Origin of the sequence: Geobacillus genomosp. 3 (assembly GCF_000445995.2) — a bacterium.
GTDB lineage: Bacteria > Bacillota > Bacilli > Bacillales > Anoxybacillaceae > Geobacillus.
Map to the genome: position 1 here is coordinate 2,949,793 of NC_022080.4, position 18,701 is coordinate 2,968,493.

The 18,701-nt window shown below is 56.3% G+C and carries 21 protein-coding genes and 1 tRNA gene; 1 reads left to right on the top strand and 21 read right to left on the bottom strand.

What is annotated here, in order from left to right:
- Positions 1-2: 2 nt before the first annotated feature.
- From M493_RS14820 to M493_RS14835, 4 genes are all read right to left on the bottom strand, one after another.
- Positions 3-1,022 (bottom strand): sugar-binding transcriptional regulator, encoded by a 1,020-nt coding sequence (locus M493_RS14820; protein ID WP_020961192.1) that lies wholly within the window; start codon positions 1,020-1,022, stop codon positions 3-5.
- Positions 1,023-1,145: 123 nt separating this feature from the next.
- On the bottom strand, positions 1,146-1,391 hold the full coding sequence (locus tag M493_RS14825; RefSeq protein WP_020961193.1) for a glutaredoxin family protein: 246 nt from the start codon (positions 1,389-1,391) through the stop codon (positions 1,146-1,148).
- Between the two features lie 59 nt (positions 1,392-1,450).
- Positions 1,451-2,758, bottom strand: a complete 1,308-nt coding sequence (gene rpoN, locus M493_RS14830; protein ID WP_020961194.1) for an RNA polymerase factor sigma-54 — start codon at positions 2,756-2,758, stop codon at positions 1,451-1,453.
- A gap of 328 nt (positions 2,759-3,086) precedes the next feature.
- Positions 3,087-3,158, bottom strand: a tRNA-Arg gene (locus tag M493_RS14835).
- Between the two features lie 283 nt (positions 3,159-3,441).
- On the opposite strand from M493_RS14835, the gene clpP reads away from it, so the two are divergent.
- Positions 3,442-4,083, top strand: a complete 642-nt coding sequence (gene clpP, locus M493_RS14840; protein ID WP_256380465.1) for an ATP-dependent Clp endopeptidase proteolytic subunit ClpP — start codon at positions 3,442-3,444, stop codon at positions 4,081-4,083.
- A 95-nt stretch (positions 4,084-4,178) separates the two neighbouring features.
- Here clpP and M493_RS14845 read toward each other — a convergent pair whose 3' ends face one another.
- From M493_RS14845 to M493_RS14925, 17 genes are all read right to left on the bottom strand, one after another.
- The gene (locus tag M493_RS14845; protein ID WP_020961196.1) at positions 4,179-4,436 is read right to left on the bottom strand and encodes an HPr family phosphocarrier protein; all 258 of its coding nucleotides are present in this window, start codon (positions 4,434-4,436) and stop codon (positions 4,179-4,181) included.
- A gap of 16 nt (positions 4,437-4,452) precedes the next feature.
- Positions 4,453-5,415 carry a DNA-binding protein WhiA gene (gene whiA / locus M493_RS14850; protein ID WP_020961197.1) on the bottom strand — a complete coding sequence of 321 codons (963 nt, stop codon included), beginning with the start codon at positions 5,413-5,415 and terminating at the stop codon, positions 4,453-4,455.
- A gap of 121 nt (positions 5,416-5,536) precedes the next feature.
- Positions 5,537-6,490, bottom strand: a complete 954-nt coding sequence (locus M493_RS14855) for a gluconeogenesis factor YvcK family protein (protein ID WP_020961198.1) — start codon at positions 6,488-6,490, stop codon at positions 5,537-5,539.
- Positions 6,487-7,383 carry an RNase adapter RapZ gene (rapZ, locus tag M493_RS14860; RefSeq protein ID WP_020961199.1) on the bottom strand — a complete coding sequence of 299 codons (897 nt, stop codon included), beginning with the start codon at positions 7,381-7,383 and terminating at the stop codon, positions 6,487-6,489. The genes M493_RS14855 and rapZ overlap by 4 nt, the downstream gene beginning before the upstream one ends.
- A gap of 18 nt (positions 7,384-7,401) precedes the next feature.
- Positions 7,402-7,878, bottom strand: coding sequence for an NUDIX hydrolase (locus tag M493_RS14865; RefSeq protein WP_020961200.1), 477 nt, complete (start codon positions 7,876-7,878; stop codon positions 7,402-7,404).
- Positions 7,879-8,135: 257 nt separating this feature from the next.
- Complete coding sequence (trxB, locus tag M493_RS14870; protein WP_020961201.1) at positions 8,136-9,092, bottom strand: thioredoxin-disulfide reductase; 957 nt, start codon at positions 9,090-9,092, stop codon at positions 8,136-8,138.
- A gap of 75 nt (positions 9,093-9,167) precedes the next feature.
- Complete coding sequence (locus M493_RS14875; RefSeq protein WP_020961202.1) at positions 9,168-10,640, bottom strand: tetratricopeptide repeat protein; 1,473 nt, start codon at positions 10,638-10,640, stop codon at positions 9,168-9,170.
- 272 nt (positions 10,641-10,912) lie between these two features.
- Positions 10,913-11,566 (bottom strand): bifunctional phosphoribosyl-AMP cyclohydrolase/phosphoribosyl-ATP diphosphatase HisIE, encoded by a 654-nt coding sequence (gene hisIE / locus M493_RS14880; protein ID WP_020961203.1) that lies wholly within the window; start codon positions 11,564-11,566, stop codon positions 10,913-10,915.
- A complete protein-coding gene (gene hisF / locus M493_RS14885) occupies positions 11,563-12,321 on the bottom strand; it encodes an imidazole glycerol phosphate synthase subunit HisF (protein WP_020961204.1) in 759 nt (252 codons plus the stop codon). The genes hisIE and hisF overlap by 4 nt, the downstream gene beginning before the upstream one ends.
- Positions 12,318-13,052, bottom strand: a complete 735-nt coding sequence (hisA, locus tag M493_RS14890; protein ID WP_020961205.1) for a 1-(5-phosphoribosyl)-5-[(5-phosphoribosylamino)methylideneamino]imidazole-4-carboxamide isomerase — start codon at positions 13,050-13,052, stop codon at positions 12,318-12,320. The genes hisF and hisA overlap by 4 nt, the downstream gene beginning before the upstream one ends.
- Positions 13,052-13,693: an imidazole glycerol phosphate synthase subunit HisH gene (gene hisH / locus M493_RS14895; protein WP_041268006.1), complete on the bottom strand. Its 642-nt coding sequence runs from the start codon at positions 13,691-13,693 to the stop codon at positions 13,052-13,054. Before hisH ends, hisA begins: the two co-directional genes overlap by 1 nt.
- A gap of 131 nt (positions 13,694-13,824) precedes the next feature.
- Complete coding sequence (hisB, locus tag M493_RS14900; protein WP_020961207.1) at positions 13,825-14,412, bottom strand: imidazoleglycerol-phosphate dehydratase HisB; 588 nt, start codon at positions 14,410-14,412, stop codon at positions 13,825-13,827.
- Between the two features lie 3 nt (positions 14,413-14,415).
- Entirely contained in the window at positions 14,416-15,690 is a 1,275-nt protein-coding gene (gene hisD / locus M493_RS14905) for a histidinol dehydrogenase (RefSeq protein WP_020961208.1), read from the bottom strand.
- Between the two features lie 152 nt (positions 15,691-15,842).
- A complete protein-coding gene (hisG, locus tag M493_RS14910; protein WP_020961209.1) occupies positions 15,843-16,466 on the bottom strand; it encodes an ATP phosphoribosyltransferase in 624 nt (207 codons plus the stop codon).
- A 225-nt stretch (positions 16,467-16,691) separates the two neighbouring features.
- On the bottom strand, positions 16,692-17,879 hold the full coding sequence (locus tag M493_RS14915; RefSeq protein WP_020961211.1) for an ATP phosphoribosyltransferase regulatory subunit: 1,188 nt from the start codon (positions 17,877-17,879) through the stop codon (positions 16,692-16,694).
- Positions 17,880-17,958: 79 nt separating this feature from the next.
- Entirely contained in the window at positions 17,959-18,171 is a 213-nt protein-coding gene (locus tag M493_RS14920; RefSeq protein WP_020961212.1) for a hypothetical protein, read from the bottom strand.
- A gap of 18 nt (positions 18,172-18,189) precedes the next feature.
- Positions 18,190-18,687, bottom strand: a complete 498-nt coding sequence (locus M493_RS14925) for an acyltransferase (RefSeq protein WP_041268007.1) — start codon at positions 18,685-18,687, stop codon at positions 18,190-18,192.
- Positions 18,688-18,701 lie beyond the last annotated feature (14 nt).

Here is an 18,701-nt window from a genome sequence, read left to right on the forward strand (position 1 = left end):
TGTCACTCCCCTACTAACGCTTTGGCGGCGCCTTCGTCCGTCACCAACAGCGAACGGGGGGCCTGCTTCATGTAGGCGCGAATGGCCTTCGCTTTTGACGCCCCTCCGGCGACGGCAATGACATGTTCAACGTGCGGGAGGTTTTCGAGCTGAATGCCGACTGTTTTTACTTTGTGGACGACGTCGCCATGTTCGTTGAAATAATAACCGAACGCCTCGGCGACGGCATGGCGGGCGATGATGTTTTCCATCTCCGAAGGCGGCGTCCTCCGCCGTTTCGCCATCGTCACCGCTTCCCCGATGCCATGGACGACCATGCGGCACGATTGAATAAGCTCGAGCACTTCCTTCACCGCCGGCTCTTCGATGAGCGATGTGTACGCCTCGCCGCTCAGCTGGTCGGGCACATGGAGAAGCCGATAACGGCCGGCTGCTTTTTCCGCCATTTTGGCGCAAATCGTGTTCGCCTGGTTTTCGACATCCTCACCAAGCCCGCCGCGCGCCGGGACGAACAACACATCACCGAGCTTGGGATCCGGCGTCATCATTTCCGCCACCGCCGCCATCGTCGTCCCGCCGGCCACCGCGACAATATCTCCAGGTCGGAGCCGTTCTTTCATGCAGGCGACACACGCTCTTCCCATTTCTTTTTTTACCCAAGGAGAATGGTCGCTATCCCCGGCGACTACCACCACGTGCTCCACATTCAACAGCTGTTTCAGCGCCGTTTCCAGTTCCTTAAGCCCAAGCGCTTCCCGCATCACGTCATTGAGCGTGTGAAGCAGCGTTCGGCCTTCTTCCGTTAACCGCATGCCTGACACATCGGCGGAAAGCAAGTTTTGTTCTTTTAAAAATTGCGTTTCCGACCGAAGCACCCGCTCGCTCATGCCGAGGCTCGCGGCCAGCACCCGCCGCCCGATCGGCGCCATAAGCGAAATGGAGTGCAAAATTTGATATCGCTTTTGCATAACGTCGAGCAAGTCCGGCGATAATTTTTTTAATGCCTCTAATAACGGTTGCATCGATCCTTTCTCCCTGACCGAACTTAGGGACATTATATGTCCCGGCGTGACATATTGTGTCCCGCCAATCGATAAAAAATTCCTCCCGCGCCATTTTCATTATAGCAGGAGGAGGATTGCCGTTCAACCGTTTCGCGCCTGCCGCAACCGCTTTCTTACCACTTCTTTTTCAATCATCCCGTAGCCGATTTCTTCCCCGTCCAATTCGACGACCGGAATCATTAACTGATATTGCTCAAGCAACGCGTCATCTTGATAAATATCGATCTCTTCCATCGTAAACCGATAGTCTGCCTGCAGCTCCGTTAAAATTGCTTTCGCTTTGTCACAAAGCGGGCAGTTCATTTTTGTATACAAACGAATGTGCATCGGTTTCTTCCTTTCTTTCTCACAGCGTTTGCCGTTCGTTTCTTCCCTTTTGACCGCCTTTACAGCAGGCCTGTATATTGTTTCCGTTTCGCTGATGACGGAATGCGCAGCTGTTCACGGTATTTGGCGACCGTGCGGCGGGAGATGGCAATGCCATGCCGTTCGCGAAGCAAATCGGCCAGCTGCTGGTCGGAAAACGGCGCCCGCCGGTTTTCAGCGGAAATGAGCGCCCGAATGATCTCTTTCACTTGAACGGAAGAGACTTCCTCCTCTGCCCCGGCCGTCGCCGCACTCGAGAAAAAGCGGCGCAGCTCGAGCGTGCCAAACGGTGTTTGTACGTATTTATGGCGGACCGCGCGGCTCACCGTCGATTCATGGACGCCGAGCTCTTCCGCCACTTCGCGCATCGTCATCGGTTTAAGCGCCGACAGTCCCCTTTCAAAACAAGAGCGTTGCCGGTCAACAATGACGCCCATCAGATGGAGCAGCGTCTGCTTCCGCTGTTCTAAACTTTTGGCCAGCCATGTAAACTGCCGGTACTTTTCCTTCATAAACCGCTCGGCGTGCCGGTCGCCGGCGGCGGCGATATGCCGCTCGTACTCCTCATTCCATCTGAGCTCCGGGTGGATGTCATCGTTATAAGCTACAACCAAACCGCCATCCGCTTGACGGATGACGATCAAATCGGGCACGATAAAATGCGGCAGTTCACCTGCATAATGGATGCCGGGCCGCGGCTCGAGCGTGCGAATGAGCTCAAAGACGCGCTGCAGCTCGCCGAGACTGACGCCGAGTTGCTTGGCGAGCGCCTTCCACGACTTTTCGGCAAACGGAAGAAAATGATCGCGGACGATCGTCTCCGCCAGTTCGTCGCGCTCGGGAAGACGTTCAAGCTGCAGCAAAAGGCACTCCGCCAAATCGCGGGCGCCGACTCCCGGCGGGTCAAGCGATTGTACGAAACGCAGCCCGCGCTCAACCTCCTGTTCCGTTACGGAGAAACGCGCCGCCAGCTCGGCAAGCGGCACACGCAAATAGCCGTCCTCATCAAGCGCCGCGATCATATGACGAACAATGCGCTCTTCCTTCCCCGACAACATCAGCCCGGGCAGCTGCGCAAGCAAGTGGCTGGCCAGCGTCTCCGTCCGGGCGCTGATGTTCTCGAGCCATTGCTTTCGGTCTTTGTCCGTCCGGCCTGGTCGCTGCCGCGTTCGATCACGGCGGATTTCCAAAAACGGGTTTTCCAGCGACTGTTCATATAAAAACGCTTCCAAATCAAGCGCCGAATATTGCAGCAGTTCAATCGCCTGCACAAGCTCTTTGGTCAGCGACAACTGCAGCCGCTGCTCTTGCCATAACTCCGCCCTCATCGTCACGCCCCCTTTCTTTTATTGTACACGACAAGGGCGGGAGGGGGTAGGAGAAATTTTTGTCGACTGCCTGCAGGCAAAACAAAAAGCATCCGATCATTGCGGATGCTTTCCTGATCTCCTTGCAGCGAACATCACTGCGCCTTACACCGTCTGTTTTCATGTCCAGGCGGGGAGTCGAGCGTGCTTCTTGATGATGGCTGTATGGCTACGGATTCTCCCAACCTTAAGAGGCGGCTTGCTTGGCCAATTCAGCCCTCATTTCGCGGCATGGCGGCGCCATTGCCGAAAATGAAAAACGGCTGCTAACGCAACCGTTCTGTCGAAACGCCCTCGGCAGGATTCGAACCCACGCTAAGAGAACCGGAATCTCTCGTGCTATCCACTACACTACGAGGGCATATTATGTTGTTTCGTTCCCGTCGCATGTTCTATTATAGCAGGATCGAAAAAAAATGCAAGGGAAAAATGCAATAAAAAAAGAGGAAAAATTGGGCGCTCATTCCGCACCTGATTTCCTGCGCCGGCGGCGCGGTTCTTCGTCCCGTTGCAGAAGCGGCGGAAAACCGTGGTTTAAAAAATGAAAAAGCGGTTATGATGAAAAGAGGGATGTTCGCTGTTGTTCGCGAATATATATAAATGGGCGGGAAGAGGGCATTTCGTTTGACCTTCATTGACCATTCATGTATGATGAAGGCGTACATATTTATGAAAGGGAAAAGGAGGCGTTTTCCATGCATTTAATTCCAACGGTCATCGAGCAGACGAACCGCGGGGAGCGCGCGTATGACATTTATTCGCGGTTGTTGAAAGACCGGATTATTTTCCTTGGCAGTGCCATCGACGACCAAGTTGCCAACTCGATCGTGTCGCAGCTGCTGTTTTTGGCAGCGGAAGACCCGGAAAAAGACATTTCCCTGTACATCAACAGCCCGGGCGGCTCGATCACGGCCGGCTTGGCGATTTACGACACGATGCAGTTCATCAAACCGGATGTGTCAACGATTTGCATCGGCATGGCCGCATCGATGGGAGCGTTTCTGCTGGCGGCCGGCGCCAAAGGAAAACGGTTTGCTCTTCCGAACAGTGAAGTAATGATTCACCAGCCGCTCGGCGGCGCCCAAGGGCAGGCGACGGAAATCGAAATCGCTGCGAAGCGCATTTTGTTCTTGCGCGACAAACTGAACCGCATTTTGGCGGAAAACACCGGCCAGCCGATCGAAGTGATCGAACGCGATACGGACCGCGACAACTTTATGACCGCAGAAAAGGCGCAACAATATGGCATTATCGACCGGGTGCTGACGCGCTCAGACGAGAAGTAAAAGCAAAGGCTGCTTCCGCAACAAACGGAGCAGCCTTCTTTGCTGTTCGCCTTCCTCCGGTGAAACCGCGCGCATCGTCCGCGCAGACGCACCGCTCACTTTTCTTTTTGCACATAGGCGCTGAGCTTTTCAACCGCTTCCCGCTCATCCGGCCCGTCGGCGATCAACGTGATGACCGCGCCATGGCCGACCGCCAGGCTCATCAAGCCCATAATGCTTTTCGCGTTCACCCGCTTGCCGTCTTTCTCTAAAAAGACGTCCGCCGAAAACCGGTTCGCTTCTTGAACGAACAGCGCCGCCGGACGCGCTTGCAGTCCGGTTTTTAGTTTCACTTCGACTTGTTTTTCGACCATTCCCCATCTCCCCCCTTTACAGCGATTTGTGGAAATCGACCGGCTTTCCGGCCCGCAGCCGTTCGGCGATTTCGTCGATTTTGCGCAGGCGGTGGTTGATGCCAGATTTGCTGATTTTTCCACCGGTGACCATCTCGCCGAGTTCCTTTAACGTGACATCTTGATGCTCGATGCGGAGCCTGGCAATTTCCCGCAGTTTCGCCGGCAATGAATCCAGACCGATCGTTTCATCGATGTAGCGAATGTTTTCCACTTGGCGGAGCGCGGCACCGATCGTCTTGTTTAAATTGGCGGTTTCACAGTTGACAAGCCGGTTGACCGAATTGCGCATGTCGCGGACGATGCGAATGTCTTCAAAGCGGAGCAGCGCCTGATGGGCGCCGATGATGTTCAAAAACTCCGCAATTTTTTCCGCCTCTTTTAAATACGTAATAAACCCCTTTTTCCGTTCCAACGTTTTCGCATTTAAAAAAAAGTGACTGTTCATTAATTCACATAACGACCGATTATGTTCCTCGTACAGCGAAAAAATCTCCAAATGGTACGAGGACGTCTCCGGATTGTTGACCGAACCGCCCGCCAAAAAGGCGCCGCGCAAATACGAGCGCTTGCAACACTTTTTCTTGATGAGCTCCGGAGAAATATCGTGGACGAACGAAAAATCGCCGTTCCAAATATGAAGCTCGCGCAGCAACGGGGCGGCACCGTCGGTAATACGGACGATATACACGTTATTTTTCTTTAAACGCATTTTTTTGCGGACAAACAGCTCAACGGCGACATCATACCCTTTTTTCAACAATGTATAAATACGCCGGGCGATCGCTGCGTTTTCCGTCTGAACATCGACCGTCATCCGCCCTCCGGAAAACGACAGCGAACCGTTCATGCGCAATAGCGCCGACAGCTCCGCCCGCAGGCAACAACGCTTGACTTCTAAATGGGTCAGTTCTTTTTTCGTTTCTGACGCAAAAGACACGATCGCTCCACCTCCATTCGTTCCCCGCATCGGCCGGTTGGAGATGTCCCAAAACCTCGGTGCGGCCACTTGCCGCCTCATTCCGGCGCTTCATAACCATGCCTGACCGCCCGGCGCCTGCCTAGCGGCGGGGAAGCAGCCCGAGAAGAAGGGCGGCGACTTTCGCTGTATTATGACGAATGACCCCATCTTCATACGTAACAATGTCGTCGTGAATGACTTGGACGCTGAGTCCGCTGCTGTCGTCCCGCACCGGTTCGGCCCGCTCCTCCTCGTAACGGCGGCGGATGACTTCCGGAATCGCCCCGCTGTTGACGATCACCGCATCCAAAAACGGACCGCCAAGATGGCGGTGAAGCGCCTTCACATGGTCGCTCACCGTATAGTGCGGCGTCTCGCCGGCTTGGGTCATAATGTTGCATATATAGATTTTTTTCGCCTTCGCCTTGCATACTTCCTGCCCGATTTTCGGCACGAGCAAATTCGGCAAAATGCTCGTATATAGGCTTCCCGGCCCGATGACGATCAAATCGGCTCGGCGGATGGCGGCAATCGTTTCCGGCAGCGGTTCAATATCTTCCGGGGTTAAAAACACCCTCTTAATTTTTTTGCCCGCATTCGGAATTTTGGACTCGCCAGAAACAATGGAACCATCTTCCATTTCTGCATGCAACACGACGCTTTTGTTCGCTGCCGGCAACACTTGACCGTGCACGTTCAATACTTTGCTCATCTCGCGAATCGCTTTCACAAAATCGCCGGTGATCGATGTGAGCGCCGCCAAAATCAAGTTGCCAAGCGAATGGCCGGATAAGCCGTTGCCGTTTTGAAACCGATGCTGAAACAGCTCGACAATGAGCGGTTCGACATCAGACAGCGCGGCGAGCACATTGCGTACATCCCCGGGCGGCGGGATGCGCAGCTCATCCCGCAGCCGCCCGGAACTCCCCCCGTCATCGGCGACGGTGACAATGGCAGTCAAGTCGAGCTCATATTGCTTAAGCCCCCGCAACAAGACGGGCAACCCGGTGCCGCCGCCGATGACGACGATTTTTGCTGCTTGTTCGTCTCTCATCGATGCGCTTCCTTTCTCCTCTCCATGTCCCGGTGCGAGACAGCCGTTTTGTAATCAGCGGAAAAATGGCGGGCGATATACTCCGCCAGCGCCACCGAGCGGTGTTGCCCGCCCGTGCAGCCGATGGCGATCACCAGCTGGCTTTTCCCCTCGCGCTGGTAATACGGCAACATAAACGTCAACAAGTCAAGCAACTTTTCTAAAAATTTTTGTGTTTCTCCCCATTTTAACACATACGATGATACTTCGTCATCCAGTCCGGTTTTCGGGCGCATATGCTCAATATAATGCGGATTCGGCAAGAAGCGGACATCAAACACTAAATCAGCATCAATCGGAATGCCGTACTTAAAGCCGAACGACATGACGTTGACTGTAAACCCGGACTGGGTGTGCGACGAAAACTGGCGGACGATTTTTTCCCGCAGTTCGCGCGGCTTAAGTCCGGTCGTATCGTAAATGATTTGCGCCCGCCCTTTAATCTCCTCGAGCAGTTTCCGCTCCAGGCGAATCCCTTCAAGCGGCGGCTCGTTCGGCGCGAGCGGGTGCGTCCGACGCGTTTCTTTGTAGCGCGCAACAAGCGTGGAGTCTTGCGCGTCTAAAAACAAAATTTGCGGCACAATCCATGCCTGCTCGGACAATTCGTCGAGCGCCGCGAACAAATGGTCAAAAAAGTCGCGGCTGCGCAAGTCCATGACGAGCGCGACTTTATTCATTTTATTCCCGGACTCTTTCACCAGCTCCAAAAACTTTGGCAACAACGTCGGCGGCAAATTGTCAACGCAAAAAAAACCGAGGTCTTCAAAGCTTTGGATCGCCACCGTTTTCCCCGCCCCGGACATGCCGGTAATAATGACGAGCTGGATCGGCTGCACCGTCCCGTTTTGCCCCATCTTCTTCTCTCCTCTCCGTTAACTCGGATCAAGGCGATACGAAAGCAGCTCAAATTCCTCCGTATACACAAATGCTCCGTACAAGATTCCTCGGCCTTTTAAAGCGTAGTCTAAAATATGGTAGTCGCCAGGGGCCATCGGCAGCGTCGAAAGCGTCTCAACCTCATGCCAGGCGAGTGTCCCTTCTTCGGAAGACGGCACGTTTTCGCCGATGAAGTCGTCGGCGAAAAACGTAAACATCATCCACTCCGACACCGTTTCATTCCCATTTTTCATCACGATCGTAAAAACGCCTTTCAACTCCGGATTTTTTAAATAAATGCCCGTCTCTTCCCGGTATTCGCGAATGCAAGCTTCGCGCACCGTCTCTCCGGGCTCCATTTTGCCGCCCGGGGCGACCCACCACCCGCGTTTTGGCTTTTGCAAAAGCAGCACCCGGCCGTCTTTATATAGTACGCAATTCGTTACCCGTTGCAATTCGTTCACCCCAAACATGGCCCAAACCTAGCCATCGTCATCTTCATTTTACCATAAATAGTTAAGCCGCTCCAACCTACAAACCGTTGGAAACAAAACCGCCGTCGCGCGGCAGTCATCAAAAAAAAGGCGCGGACATACGCCCGCGCCGCTCCATAAAAGGTCTATATAAAAGGGGGTCAATTACTTATCTATAGCATACAAAATCTTTATTGCATTCGTGTTACATCTGGATTAAATAACCATTACGGTTCGGTTGCGGTTTGGTTACCGGCTTAGCTGACCCCTTGCGTATTTAATTTTTCTTTCAGTTCTTCAACATAATGTTGGGCGCTTTGGGCGGCGATGCTGCCGTCGCCGGTCGCCGTGACGATTTGCCGGAGCGTTTTTTCGCGCACATCGCCGGCGGCGAAAATGCCCGGCACTTTCGTTTCCATCTGCTCGTTCGTCACAATATAGCCGTTTTCGTTTGTAATGCCAAGGCTCGCAAACGGTTTCGAGAGCGGCACCATCCCGATGTAAATGAAGACGCCGTCGCACGGGAATTCACGCTCTTCCCCTGTTTGCGTATGCACAAGCGTCACACTGCCGACTTTTCCGTCCTTTTCATTGATTTGTTTCACTGTATGGTTCCAGATGAAATCGATTTTCTCGTTGGCAAACGCCCGGTCTTGCAAAATTTTTTGCGCCCGCAGCTGGTCGCGGCGGTGAACGATCGTCACTTTATTGGCAAAGCGCGTCAAATACACCCCTTCTTCGACCGCCGAGTCGCCGCCGCCGACAACAACCAACTCTTTTCCTTTAAAAAACGCCCCGTCGCATACCGCGCAGTACGAAACGCCGCGGCCGCCGAGCTCCGCTTCCCCCGGCACGCCGAGCTTTTTGTATTCGGCTCCGGTGGCGATAATGATGGAGCGCGCTTTATACTCTTTGTCGCCGACAACAACTGTTTTATACGCTTCACCGTCGATGATTTCCTTCACATCGCCGTAAGCGTATTCCGCCCCAAACTTTTTCGCATGTTCAAACATTTTGGTGGCTAATTCGGGTCCTAAAATCGTCTCAAAGCCCGGATAGTTTTCCACTTCTTCGGTATTCACCATCTGCCCGCCCGGGACGCCGCGCTCGATCATCAAGGTCGACAAATTGGCGCGCGATGTATAGACAGCCGCCGTCAGCCCTGCCGGCCCGGCCCCGGCAATAATCACGTCATAAATTTTCTCGTCCGCCACAACGTCCACTCCTTCGCTCCAAAATGATTCCATCTCCATCGTATAAAAGTCGGCGCACGGCGTCTATTGATTTGCTCACGGCCATAGCCGACGCACTTTTCGCACGTACTTTTGCACCGTCGTCACGGAAACGCCGTATTTGGCGGCCAGCGCTTTTTGCGTCACATGTTCCCCTTGCCGCTGGCGCCAAACGTATTCAATCGCGGCCGCCCACGCCGCTCCGTTCGCAAACCGTTCGCCCTCGGCCAACGGATGGACGGCAGTCGCGAACGCAAAGCGGCAAAGCGCCTCCTTTTCCTCATTATTTGCCGAAAGGGCATCGACCATGCGGCCGATATTCGCCGCCTGGGCGGACGAGCCGGCGGTTAAGCCAAATAAAAACGAGTCGATGAACGGACGCAAGCGCGGATCAGCCGGCAGCAAGCGGGAGACGGCCAACGACAGCGCCTGCTCCTCCGCTTGCTTCGAACGGCTGAACAAATACAGCCCGTATAGCCGGTCGACAAGCTCCTCCCCTTCAAACAGCTGAACAATGTGGAGAATTGTTTCATCCAACAGCATAGGGGCAGTCCACGGCTCTTCGCCGCGCTTTTCCGGGTGAAGGGCGGTGAGCGTTTCCCACACTTGCCGCGCCAACGATTCGTGCCCGGTATAGTACGCGGCGTAAGCGAGCCAGTAATAAAACGGCCCGTCGCCCTCAAAACCGTTCTTATACAGGCGATACAACCAGCGAAACGCCGAGTCGAACCGCCTGACAAGGGCAAAGGTGGCCCCGAGCTTGTATTGGTGCTCGCGGAAAAGCGGGTAAAGAGCCGCCAACGTCTCGCAAAGAGCGGCGACCTGTTCTTGGTCGTGCAAATAATAGGCGAAGACGAGCGCATTGCAAAGCGCATGCAAGTTGCCGGGGTCGCGCTTCAGCACATCCAACAGCTTCTGTTTCGCCTTTTCAACGTCCCCGCTGTAAAAATAGGCAAGCGCCAAGTTGTTGTGCGCCGACCAAAATTCCGGGTACCGGGAAACGATCGCCTCTAACGCCTTGATCGCCTCCGCAAACTGCTCCTGCTCAAGCAAATACCGGGCCCGCTCCTGCATGGTGATCAGCTGTTCTTGCTCCTCGCTGACATCATGCCGGTCGAGCTTGAGCAGTTCCAACAAATCGGCCGCATCGTCAGCAAACTCCCCGTCCGGCTCATGCGCCAAATACTGTTCCGCATATTGTCCTGCCTCACGGAACAAACCGAGACAGGCGAAATTGTTCGCCAAAAAATACAAACAGTCGTCCATCGTTTCGTCGAGATCATGAATAATTTTGAACAGCCATTGGTTCGAAAACTGGTATTCGCCAAGCTCGGACAATACAAGCGCCAGCTGCAGGGCAAACGACGCATCGCGCTCATCCAAACGGACGGCGCGCTCGAAATATTTTCTCGCCTTATGCAAATCGCCCCGCTCGTATGCTTTCATCCCTTTTTTGAAAAAATACTCTCCGTTCTGGATAAACGGTACAATCGTCGCCTTTCGTGATGATCGCTTCAGTTGTTTTCCCATTCTGTCCTCCGTCGTCCGTAAAATTCGTCGAACAACAGTATATCATATTGGCCGCTGAAACAGACAACAAAACTCGGCCAAAAAAGATGGCAGCCGCACCATCGCCGTCCGCCAAGCTTCGGAGACGTCAAAAAAGGATGCCCCACCCTCCGGCTGCCTCCGCGGTTCGCTCACGCGAGCCACGAGCCCCGCAGCCTGAGTGGCGGGCATCCCGTTTTCCCATTTCTCCGTTTCCAATCGTTCCCGTGAGCAGGCCTTCGCCGCCCATCAGCTTACGATTGGGGTTGTTCCGCCGCTTCCGTTTTTTGCGCGTGCCGCTCGGCAAGCGTCGCAAGCACGGCGTCAAGCGGCAGCTTTTGTTCGCGCAGCAAAACAAGCAAATGGTACAACAAATCCGCCGCTTCCCATTTCAGCTCGTCATGGCTCCGGTTTTTTGCCGCGATGATGACTTCCGCCGCTTCTTCGCCGACTTTTTTCAAGATTTTGTCGACGCCTTTTTCAAACAAATACGTCGTGTACGCCCCTTCCGGCCGTTCGGCGTCGCGCTTGGCGATGATCCGCTCCAGCTCGTTCAAAATCGCAAACCGGTCGGCCGCCGGCGTGCGCGCCGCGCCGTCAAGCGAGCGGGAAAAGCACGAGTACGCCCCCGTATGGCACGCCGGACCGGCCGGCTCAACGAGCACGAGCAGCGCGTCGGCATCGCAGTCGTAGCGGATGTCGACAACGCGCTGCACGTTCCCGGACGTCGCCCCTTTATGCCACAACTCTTGGCGCGAGCGGCTGTAAAACCACGTTTCCCCCGTCTCGAGTGTTTTTTTGAGCGACTCTTTATTCATATAAGCAAGCGTGAGCACTTCTTTGCTTTGCGCATCTTGAACGATCGCAGGCACAAGCCCGTTGCCGTCAAACCGGATGTCTGCTGTCACCGCACGTTCACCCCTTTTTCTTTTAAGTACGCTTTCACTTGCCCGACCGACGTCTCTTTGTAGTGGAAAATGGAGGCCGCGAGCGCCGCGTCTGCTTTCCCTTCCACAAACGCTTCGAGAAAATGCTCCGCCTTGCCGGCGCCGCCTGAGGCGATGACCGGAACCGACACCGCTTCGCTCACCCGCCGCGTCAAGGCAATGTCAAAGCCGTTTTTGCCGCCATCGGCATCCATGCTCGTCAGCAAAATCTCCCCGGCGCCCAAACGGACCGCTTCCTGCGCCCAAGCGACCACTTCCCACTCGGTCGCGTTGCGGCCGCCGTGCGTATAGACGCGCCAGGAGCCAATCGTTTCATCGTATTTCGCGTCAATGGCAACGACGATGCATTGCGAACCGAAAAAGTCCGCCCCTTCGGTCACCAATGACGGATGGAGCACCGCAGCGGTGTTGAGCGACACTTTATCGGCGCCGGCGCGCAACATGCGCTTCATGTCGTCAAGCGAGTGGATGCCGCCGCCGACCGTAAACGGAATCGCCAGCTCGGCAGCGACGCGCTCGACGACATCGACCATCGTTTTCCGCCCTTCGTGGGAAGCGGAAATGTCCAAAAACACGAGCTCGTCCGCCCCTTGTTCATCGTACGCCTTCGCAAGCTCGACCGGGTCGCCGGCATCGCGCAGCTGGACAAACTGCACCCCTTTCACGACGCGGCCGTCTTTCACGTCAAGGCACGGGATGATGCGTTTCGTGATCATCGCCCGCTCACCGCCTTTAACGCTTCCGCAAGCGTAAACTGGTTCGTATAAAGCGCCTTGCCGACGATCGCCCCGCCGATGCCTTGTCCGGCATATTCGCAGAGCGCGCGCAAATCGTCAAGCGAGCTGACGCCGCCAGAGGCGATCACTTCTTTTCCCGTCGCCGCGGCGAGACGGACGGAAGCGGCGATGTTCGGACCCGACAGCGTGCCGTCGGTCGCAATATCGGTGAAAATAAACGTCTCCGCCCCGGCCTCGGCGAGCATTTGCCCAAGTTCTTCCGCTTTCACGTTCGACGTCGAAAGCCATCCTTCCGTCGCCACGAAGCCGTCGCGGGCGTCAATGCCGATCACGATGCGGCGGCCGTATGTTTTCAACATCTGTTTCACAAACGGCGGGTCGGAAATCGCCGCGCTTCCCAAAATGACGCGGGCGACGCCATGTTCCAAATAGTAGGCGACATCGGCTTCCGTGCGGATGCCGCCGCCGACTTGCACGTTGACGCCCAAACGGGCCGCCTCAATGACAAACCGGTCGTTCACCCGCCGCCCTTCTTTCGCCCCGTCCAAATCGACCATATGAATCCACTTCGCCCCTTGGGCCGCAAACTGCTCGGCCATCGCCACCGGCGAGTCGCCGTACACCGTTTCTTTGTTGTAATCGCCTTGCAGCAGGCGGACGCATTTGCCGCCGCGCATATCGATCGCCGGATACACCGTAAACGCCGCCATCAGCCATTCCCCCTTCCCGCGACAATGCCGACATAGTTGCGCAATATGCTCATGCCGACCGCGCCGCTTTTTTCCGGGTGAAACTGCGCACCCCATACGTTGCCGCGCCCGACAACCGCCGGGACGTCCACGTCATACTCGCTGCTTGCCAACACGACGTCCTCATCGCCCGGAACGACGTAATACGAATGAACAAAATACACGTGCCCTTCCCTAACGCCATGCAGAAGCGGCGACGGGCGATGAAAACGGAGCCGGTTCCAGCCCATATGCGGCACTTTATACCGTTCGCCCGTTTTCGTGACGCCCGAAAAGCGGACGACGCGGCCGCGCAGCAAGCCAAGCCCTTCGGTCGGCCCGTTTTCCTCGCTTTCGTCAAACAACAGCTGCATCCCTAAACAAATGCCGAGCAGCGGCGTGCCGCCCCGGGCCGCTTCACGAATGAAATCGGCGAGGCCTGTCTCGTTCAAAATGTGCATCGCGTCGCGAAACGAGCCGACCCCAGGCAAAAGAAGCCCATCCGCCCGCCGCAATTCGCCTTGATCGCCGCTGACGATATACGGGCAACCGAGCCGCTCAAGCGCTTTGCGGACGCTGTATAAGTTGCCCATGCCATAATCGATGATGCCGATCATCGTCATCCCACCCTTTTCATTGCCATCATGTTCCCGCCAATGGGCGCGCCGATTTCGCCGGCGCGCGAATTCGTCAAGCCGCCGCCCCGTGGGACGGCGGGCCATCCCGCTTTCGCCGCTCCCGGCGCCCATGGACTTTACAGCATCCCTTTCGTCGATGGGACGCCTTTGACGCGCGGGTCGATCATCGTCGCTTCATCGAGCGCCCGCCCGAGCGCCTTAAACACCGCCTCGATCATATGGTGCGTATTGCGTCCGTAATGGACGATGACGTGCAAATTCATGCGCGCCTCAAGCGCCAGCTTCCATAAAAACTCATGGACGAGTTCGACATCGAACGCACCGACTTTCGCTGACGGAAACTCGCCGCGAAACTCAAAATGCGGACGGTTGCTCAAGTCGATCACCACTTGGGCCAAGGCGTCATCCATCGGCACAAACGCATTGCCATACCGCTTGATCCCCTTTTTGTCGCCAAGCGCCTCTTTGATCGCCTGCCCGAGGCAAATGCCGATGTCTTCCGTCGTATGGTGGTCGTCAATGTGCGTGTCGCCTTTGGCGGCAATGCGCAAATCGAACTGGCCGTGCTTCGCAAACAAATCGAGCATATGGGTCAAAAACGGCACGCCCGTTTCCAGTTCGGCTTTTCCTTCGCCGTCAATCGCCAAACGCAGCTCAATGCTCGTCTCGTTCGTCGTCCTCGCGATCGTCGCTTCCCTTGCCATCGTTCATTCCCCTTTCTTCAGCCGCATCTCAACGGCGCGCGCGTGCGCCTCCAGCCCCTCGAGGCGGGCGAAGGCGGCGATGTTTTCGCCATGTTGTGTCAATGCCGCTTCACTGTAAACGATCACGCTTGATTTTTTCACAAACTCATCGACGCTCAAGCCGCTTGAAAACCTTGCCGTCCCGTTCGTCGGCAGCACGTGGTTCGGCCCGGCGAAATAGTCGCCGACCGGTTCGGAGCTGAAGCGGCCGAAAAACATCGCCCCCGCATGGCGGAGCCGGCCGAGCAAGGCGAGCGGTTCGGCCGTCATCACTTCCAAATGCTCCGGCGCCAGCTCGTTCACTGCCTCGACCGCTTCATCAAGCGTCTCGGTCACATAAATGGCGCCATACTTCTCAAGCGCCGCCCGGGCGATGTCGCGGCGCGGCAGCGTCTCGAGCTGCCGTTCGATTTCGCTCGCCACCGAAAGCGCCAGCTTCATCGACGGCGTCACCAAAATGGCCGACGCCCGCGCGTCATGTTCAGCCTGTGACAACAAATCGGCGGCAATCTCATCCGGGCGCGCCGTTTCATCAGCGAGCACGACAATTTCGCTCGGCCCGGCGATCATGTCGATCGCCACATGCCCGAACACTTCCCGCTTCGCCAACGCGACATAAATATTGCCCGGCCCGAAAATTTTATCGACCGGCCGGATCGTTTCCGTCCCATACGCCAATGCGGCGATCGCCTGCGCGCCGCCGACTTTGTAAATTTCGGTCACCCCGAGTTCATACGCCGCCGCCAACACGCCGTCCGGCAGCGTGCCGTCTTCATTCGGCGGCGAGGTGATGACAATCCGCTTCACCCCCGCCACTTGCGCGGGAATGACGTTCATGAGCACCGATGACGGGTAGGCGGCCGTCCCGCCCGGCACGTACAACCCGACCGCATCAAGCGGCGTCACTTTTTGCCCGAGAATCGTCCCGTCTTCGTTCGTCATCCACCATGATTCGCGTTTTTGCCGTTTGTGGTAGTCGCGAATGTTGGCCGCCGCTTCGCGAATGATCTGAAGCATGTCCGCGTCCATCGCCGCATGCGCCCGCTCCAGTTCCGCTTCCGTCACCTTGAGCGCATCCAACCGGACGCCGTCAAACCGTTCCGTGTATTCTTTCAGCGCTTCATCGCCGCGGGCGCGCACGGCGGCGATGATATCAAGCACCGCACGCCGCTGCTCCTCCGTTCCGCTTTCAATCGTCCGCCTTAGCGACACGCTGCCTTGCACCCGTTCGATTTTCATCGTTCGCTCCCCTTTCTGTGTCGCCATCGATTTTCATCCACTGGCCATCGCTTCGGCGTGGCGAACGCCGCTTCTCCAGTCGGCAACGCCAAGTCGAGCCTTCACCAAACCATCCGTGGGAAACCACGTTCCGCTCCGTCGCACTTTTTTTCCTACGGCTGCGGGATCACCGCCGCCAACCGGTCGACCAACCGTTCAATCATCCCGCCATTCAGCCGGTAGCTCGCCGGATTGACGATAAGGCGCGATGTCACCTCGGCGATGCGCTCCAGTTCAACCAGCCCGTTTTCCCGGAGCGTCTGTCCGGTCGAAACAATATCGACGATCCGGTCGGCGAGTCCAATGAGCGGGGCGAGCTCAATCGATCCGTTCAAACGGATGATTTCCACTTGCTCACCTTGTTCGCGAAAATACGTCGACGCAATATTGGGGTATTTCGTCGCCACCCGCGGCGCGATTTCGTTCATCTTCCCATCCGGCAGCCCGGCCACCGCCAAATGGCAGCGGCTGATTTGCAAATCCAATAGCTCGTATACGTTCCGCTCTTCTTCCATTAACACATCCTTGCCGGCAATGCCCAAATCGGCGACCCCATGCTCCACATATGTGACGACATCCATCGGTTTCGCCAAAATAAAGCGCAGCTGCTCCTCCGCCACCTCGATCACAAGCTTGCGCGACTCTTCAAACTCCGGCGGCAGCCGGTAATCGGCCTGGCGGAGAAGCTCAAGCGCTTCGTCGAAAATGCGCCCTTTTGGCATCGCAATCGTCAGCATCGTTCTTCCTCCTTGCTCCTCATCATGTCAAACGCCGCGCCTCGCCGCGGCGTTTTGCAGCCCGCGGCCTCATCCGCTTCCGCCATCCCCTTCCGGCCTCAGAAAGCGCGGATCGCCTCTTTCATTGCATGGCCTTTTCGTCTCTTTTGCCCTATGCGCTCCTTCGTATCATTCCCATCCGCCGCTCCCCTGCTTCATCCGCTGCAGGTTTCGTGTCTCCGGCGTTCATGGTTCGTCATGCCCGCCGCCGCGGCCGAGCAAATACACAATCGACCGGTAGCGCTGGCTGTAGGCGTCAATATCGCGAATGCCGGCGATGTGCTGCAAGACGACGCGCTGGCCTTCCGCCCGTTTCGCTTCCGCCAACTCCACCGCTTCCGCCAGCCGCTCTTGGCTGAAGACGATGCACTCGATGTCACCGCGCACATCCGTTTCCCCGATCGCCTCAATCAACCGGTCAACGCGCAACCCAAACCCCGTCGCCGGCGCCGGACGGGAAAACTTCGCCAACAAATCATCGTACCGCCCGCCGTTGCCGATCGGGAATCCGACCTGCTCGGCGTACACGTCAAACAAAATGCCGGTGTAGTAGCTCATATGGCTGACAAGCGCCATATCAAGCTTCACCGCCTCGGCCACTCCGTACGTCCGAAGCGCCGCCATAAGCGCGGACAACTCGTCGGCCGCCCGCCGCCCTTCGTCGCTTGTGACGAGCGTTTTCGCCTCGTCTATCACGTCCGTGCCGCCGCGCAGCGAAAGAAGATCCAACAACCGCTTTTGATCGATCGATGAAAGCGGCCATGACTTCACATGTTCACGGTAGCCGACGTAGTTTTTCTCATATAAGAAACGGCGCAATACGCTCGCCCGCTCTTCATTCCCTAAAATCTCCAAAAACAGCGCATTCACATACCCGATATGGCCGATGGCCACCGAAAAGCGACCGAGCCCTGCCCGTTTCAGCAGCGCGACCATCAAACTGATCACCTCGGCATCGGCGGTCACCGTGCCGTCGCCAACCAGCTCCACACCGATCTGCTCAAACTCCGCCGGCCGGCCGCCCTCGCGCTGCTGGGCGCGGAACACGTTGGCGTTGTACGCCAACCGGAGCGGATTGCCGTCGTCATAAAGCCTTGACGCCGCCACCCGGGCGATCGGCGCCGTCATATCGGGCCGAAGCACGAGCGTATGCCCTTGCTGGTCGAGAAGCTTAAACAGCCGATGATCGGCAATCGCCGACGCCGTCCCGACCGTTTCATAATACTCCAACGTCGGCGTTTCAATAAACTCATACCCCCAACGCTCAATTTCCTCCGCCATCACCGAGCGCACTTGCTTTTTCAACTCATATAAAAACGGCAGCGTATCGCGCATGCCTAACGGTTTTTCAAACATGAACAACTTTTTTGCCATGTCCCCACGCCCTTTATCGAAATACTTTAGGAAATACTTTAGTTTGCTAATATGGTAGAGAAGTGAAGTTATTAGTAGTTTACTCCTTTGCGGCCACAGCGTCAAGAGGGAACGCGCCATCCACAACAAAACGGACAAGACCGCTTCCAAAACGGGAAGCACTTGTCCGTTTCATTCCGCACCGTATAGGCGACCGCCTCCGCCCCATGATCGCGATCAAGAAAATCACCATCGTCAATTTGACCACTTTGTGATCGAAAAACTGCAACACTCGATCTTCCAGATTTTCCACACAAAAACCCGCCCCCGTTCAATCGGAAGGCGCGTCATTCCGGCGGACGATGCGCATCGGGCAGCCGGCGACCATCGCTCCAGGCGGGACGTCTTGATGGACGACGGTGCCGGCGGCGACGACAGCGCGGTCGCCGATCACCACACCGGGCAAAATGGTCGAGTTCGCGCCGACCATCACCTCATCGCCGATCACGACATCCCCGAGGCGGTATTCGTCAATCAAATATTCGTGGGCGAGAATGGTCGTATTGTAGCCGATGACGCAGTTGCGGCCGATATGGATTTTTTCCGGGAAGAGAATGTCCGGCATGACCATAAAGGCGAGGGCGGTCTGCTCGCCGATGTTCATGCCGAGAAACGTGCGGTACAGCCAGCGTTTCAGCGGCAAAAACGGCGTGTAGCGCCCGATTTGGATGATGATGACGTTTTTCAGCACTTTCCAAAACGATACGGTGCGATACAATTGCCAGAGCGAGTTCGCCCCTTGAACGGGGTATTTGGTCGTCCGTCTCATTAGGGGCGCCGCCC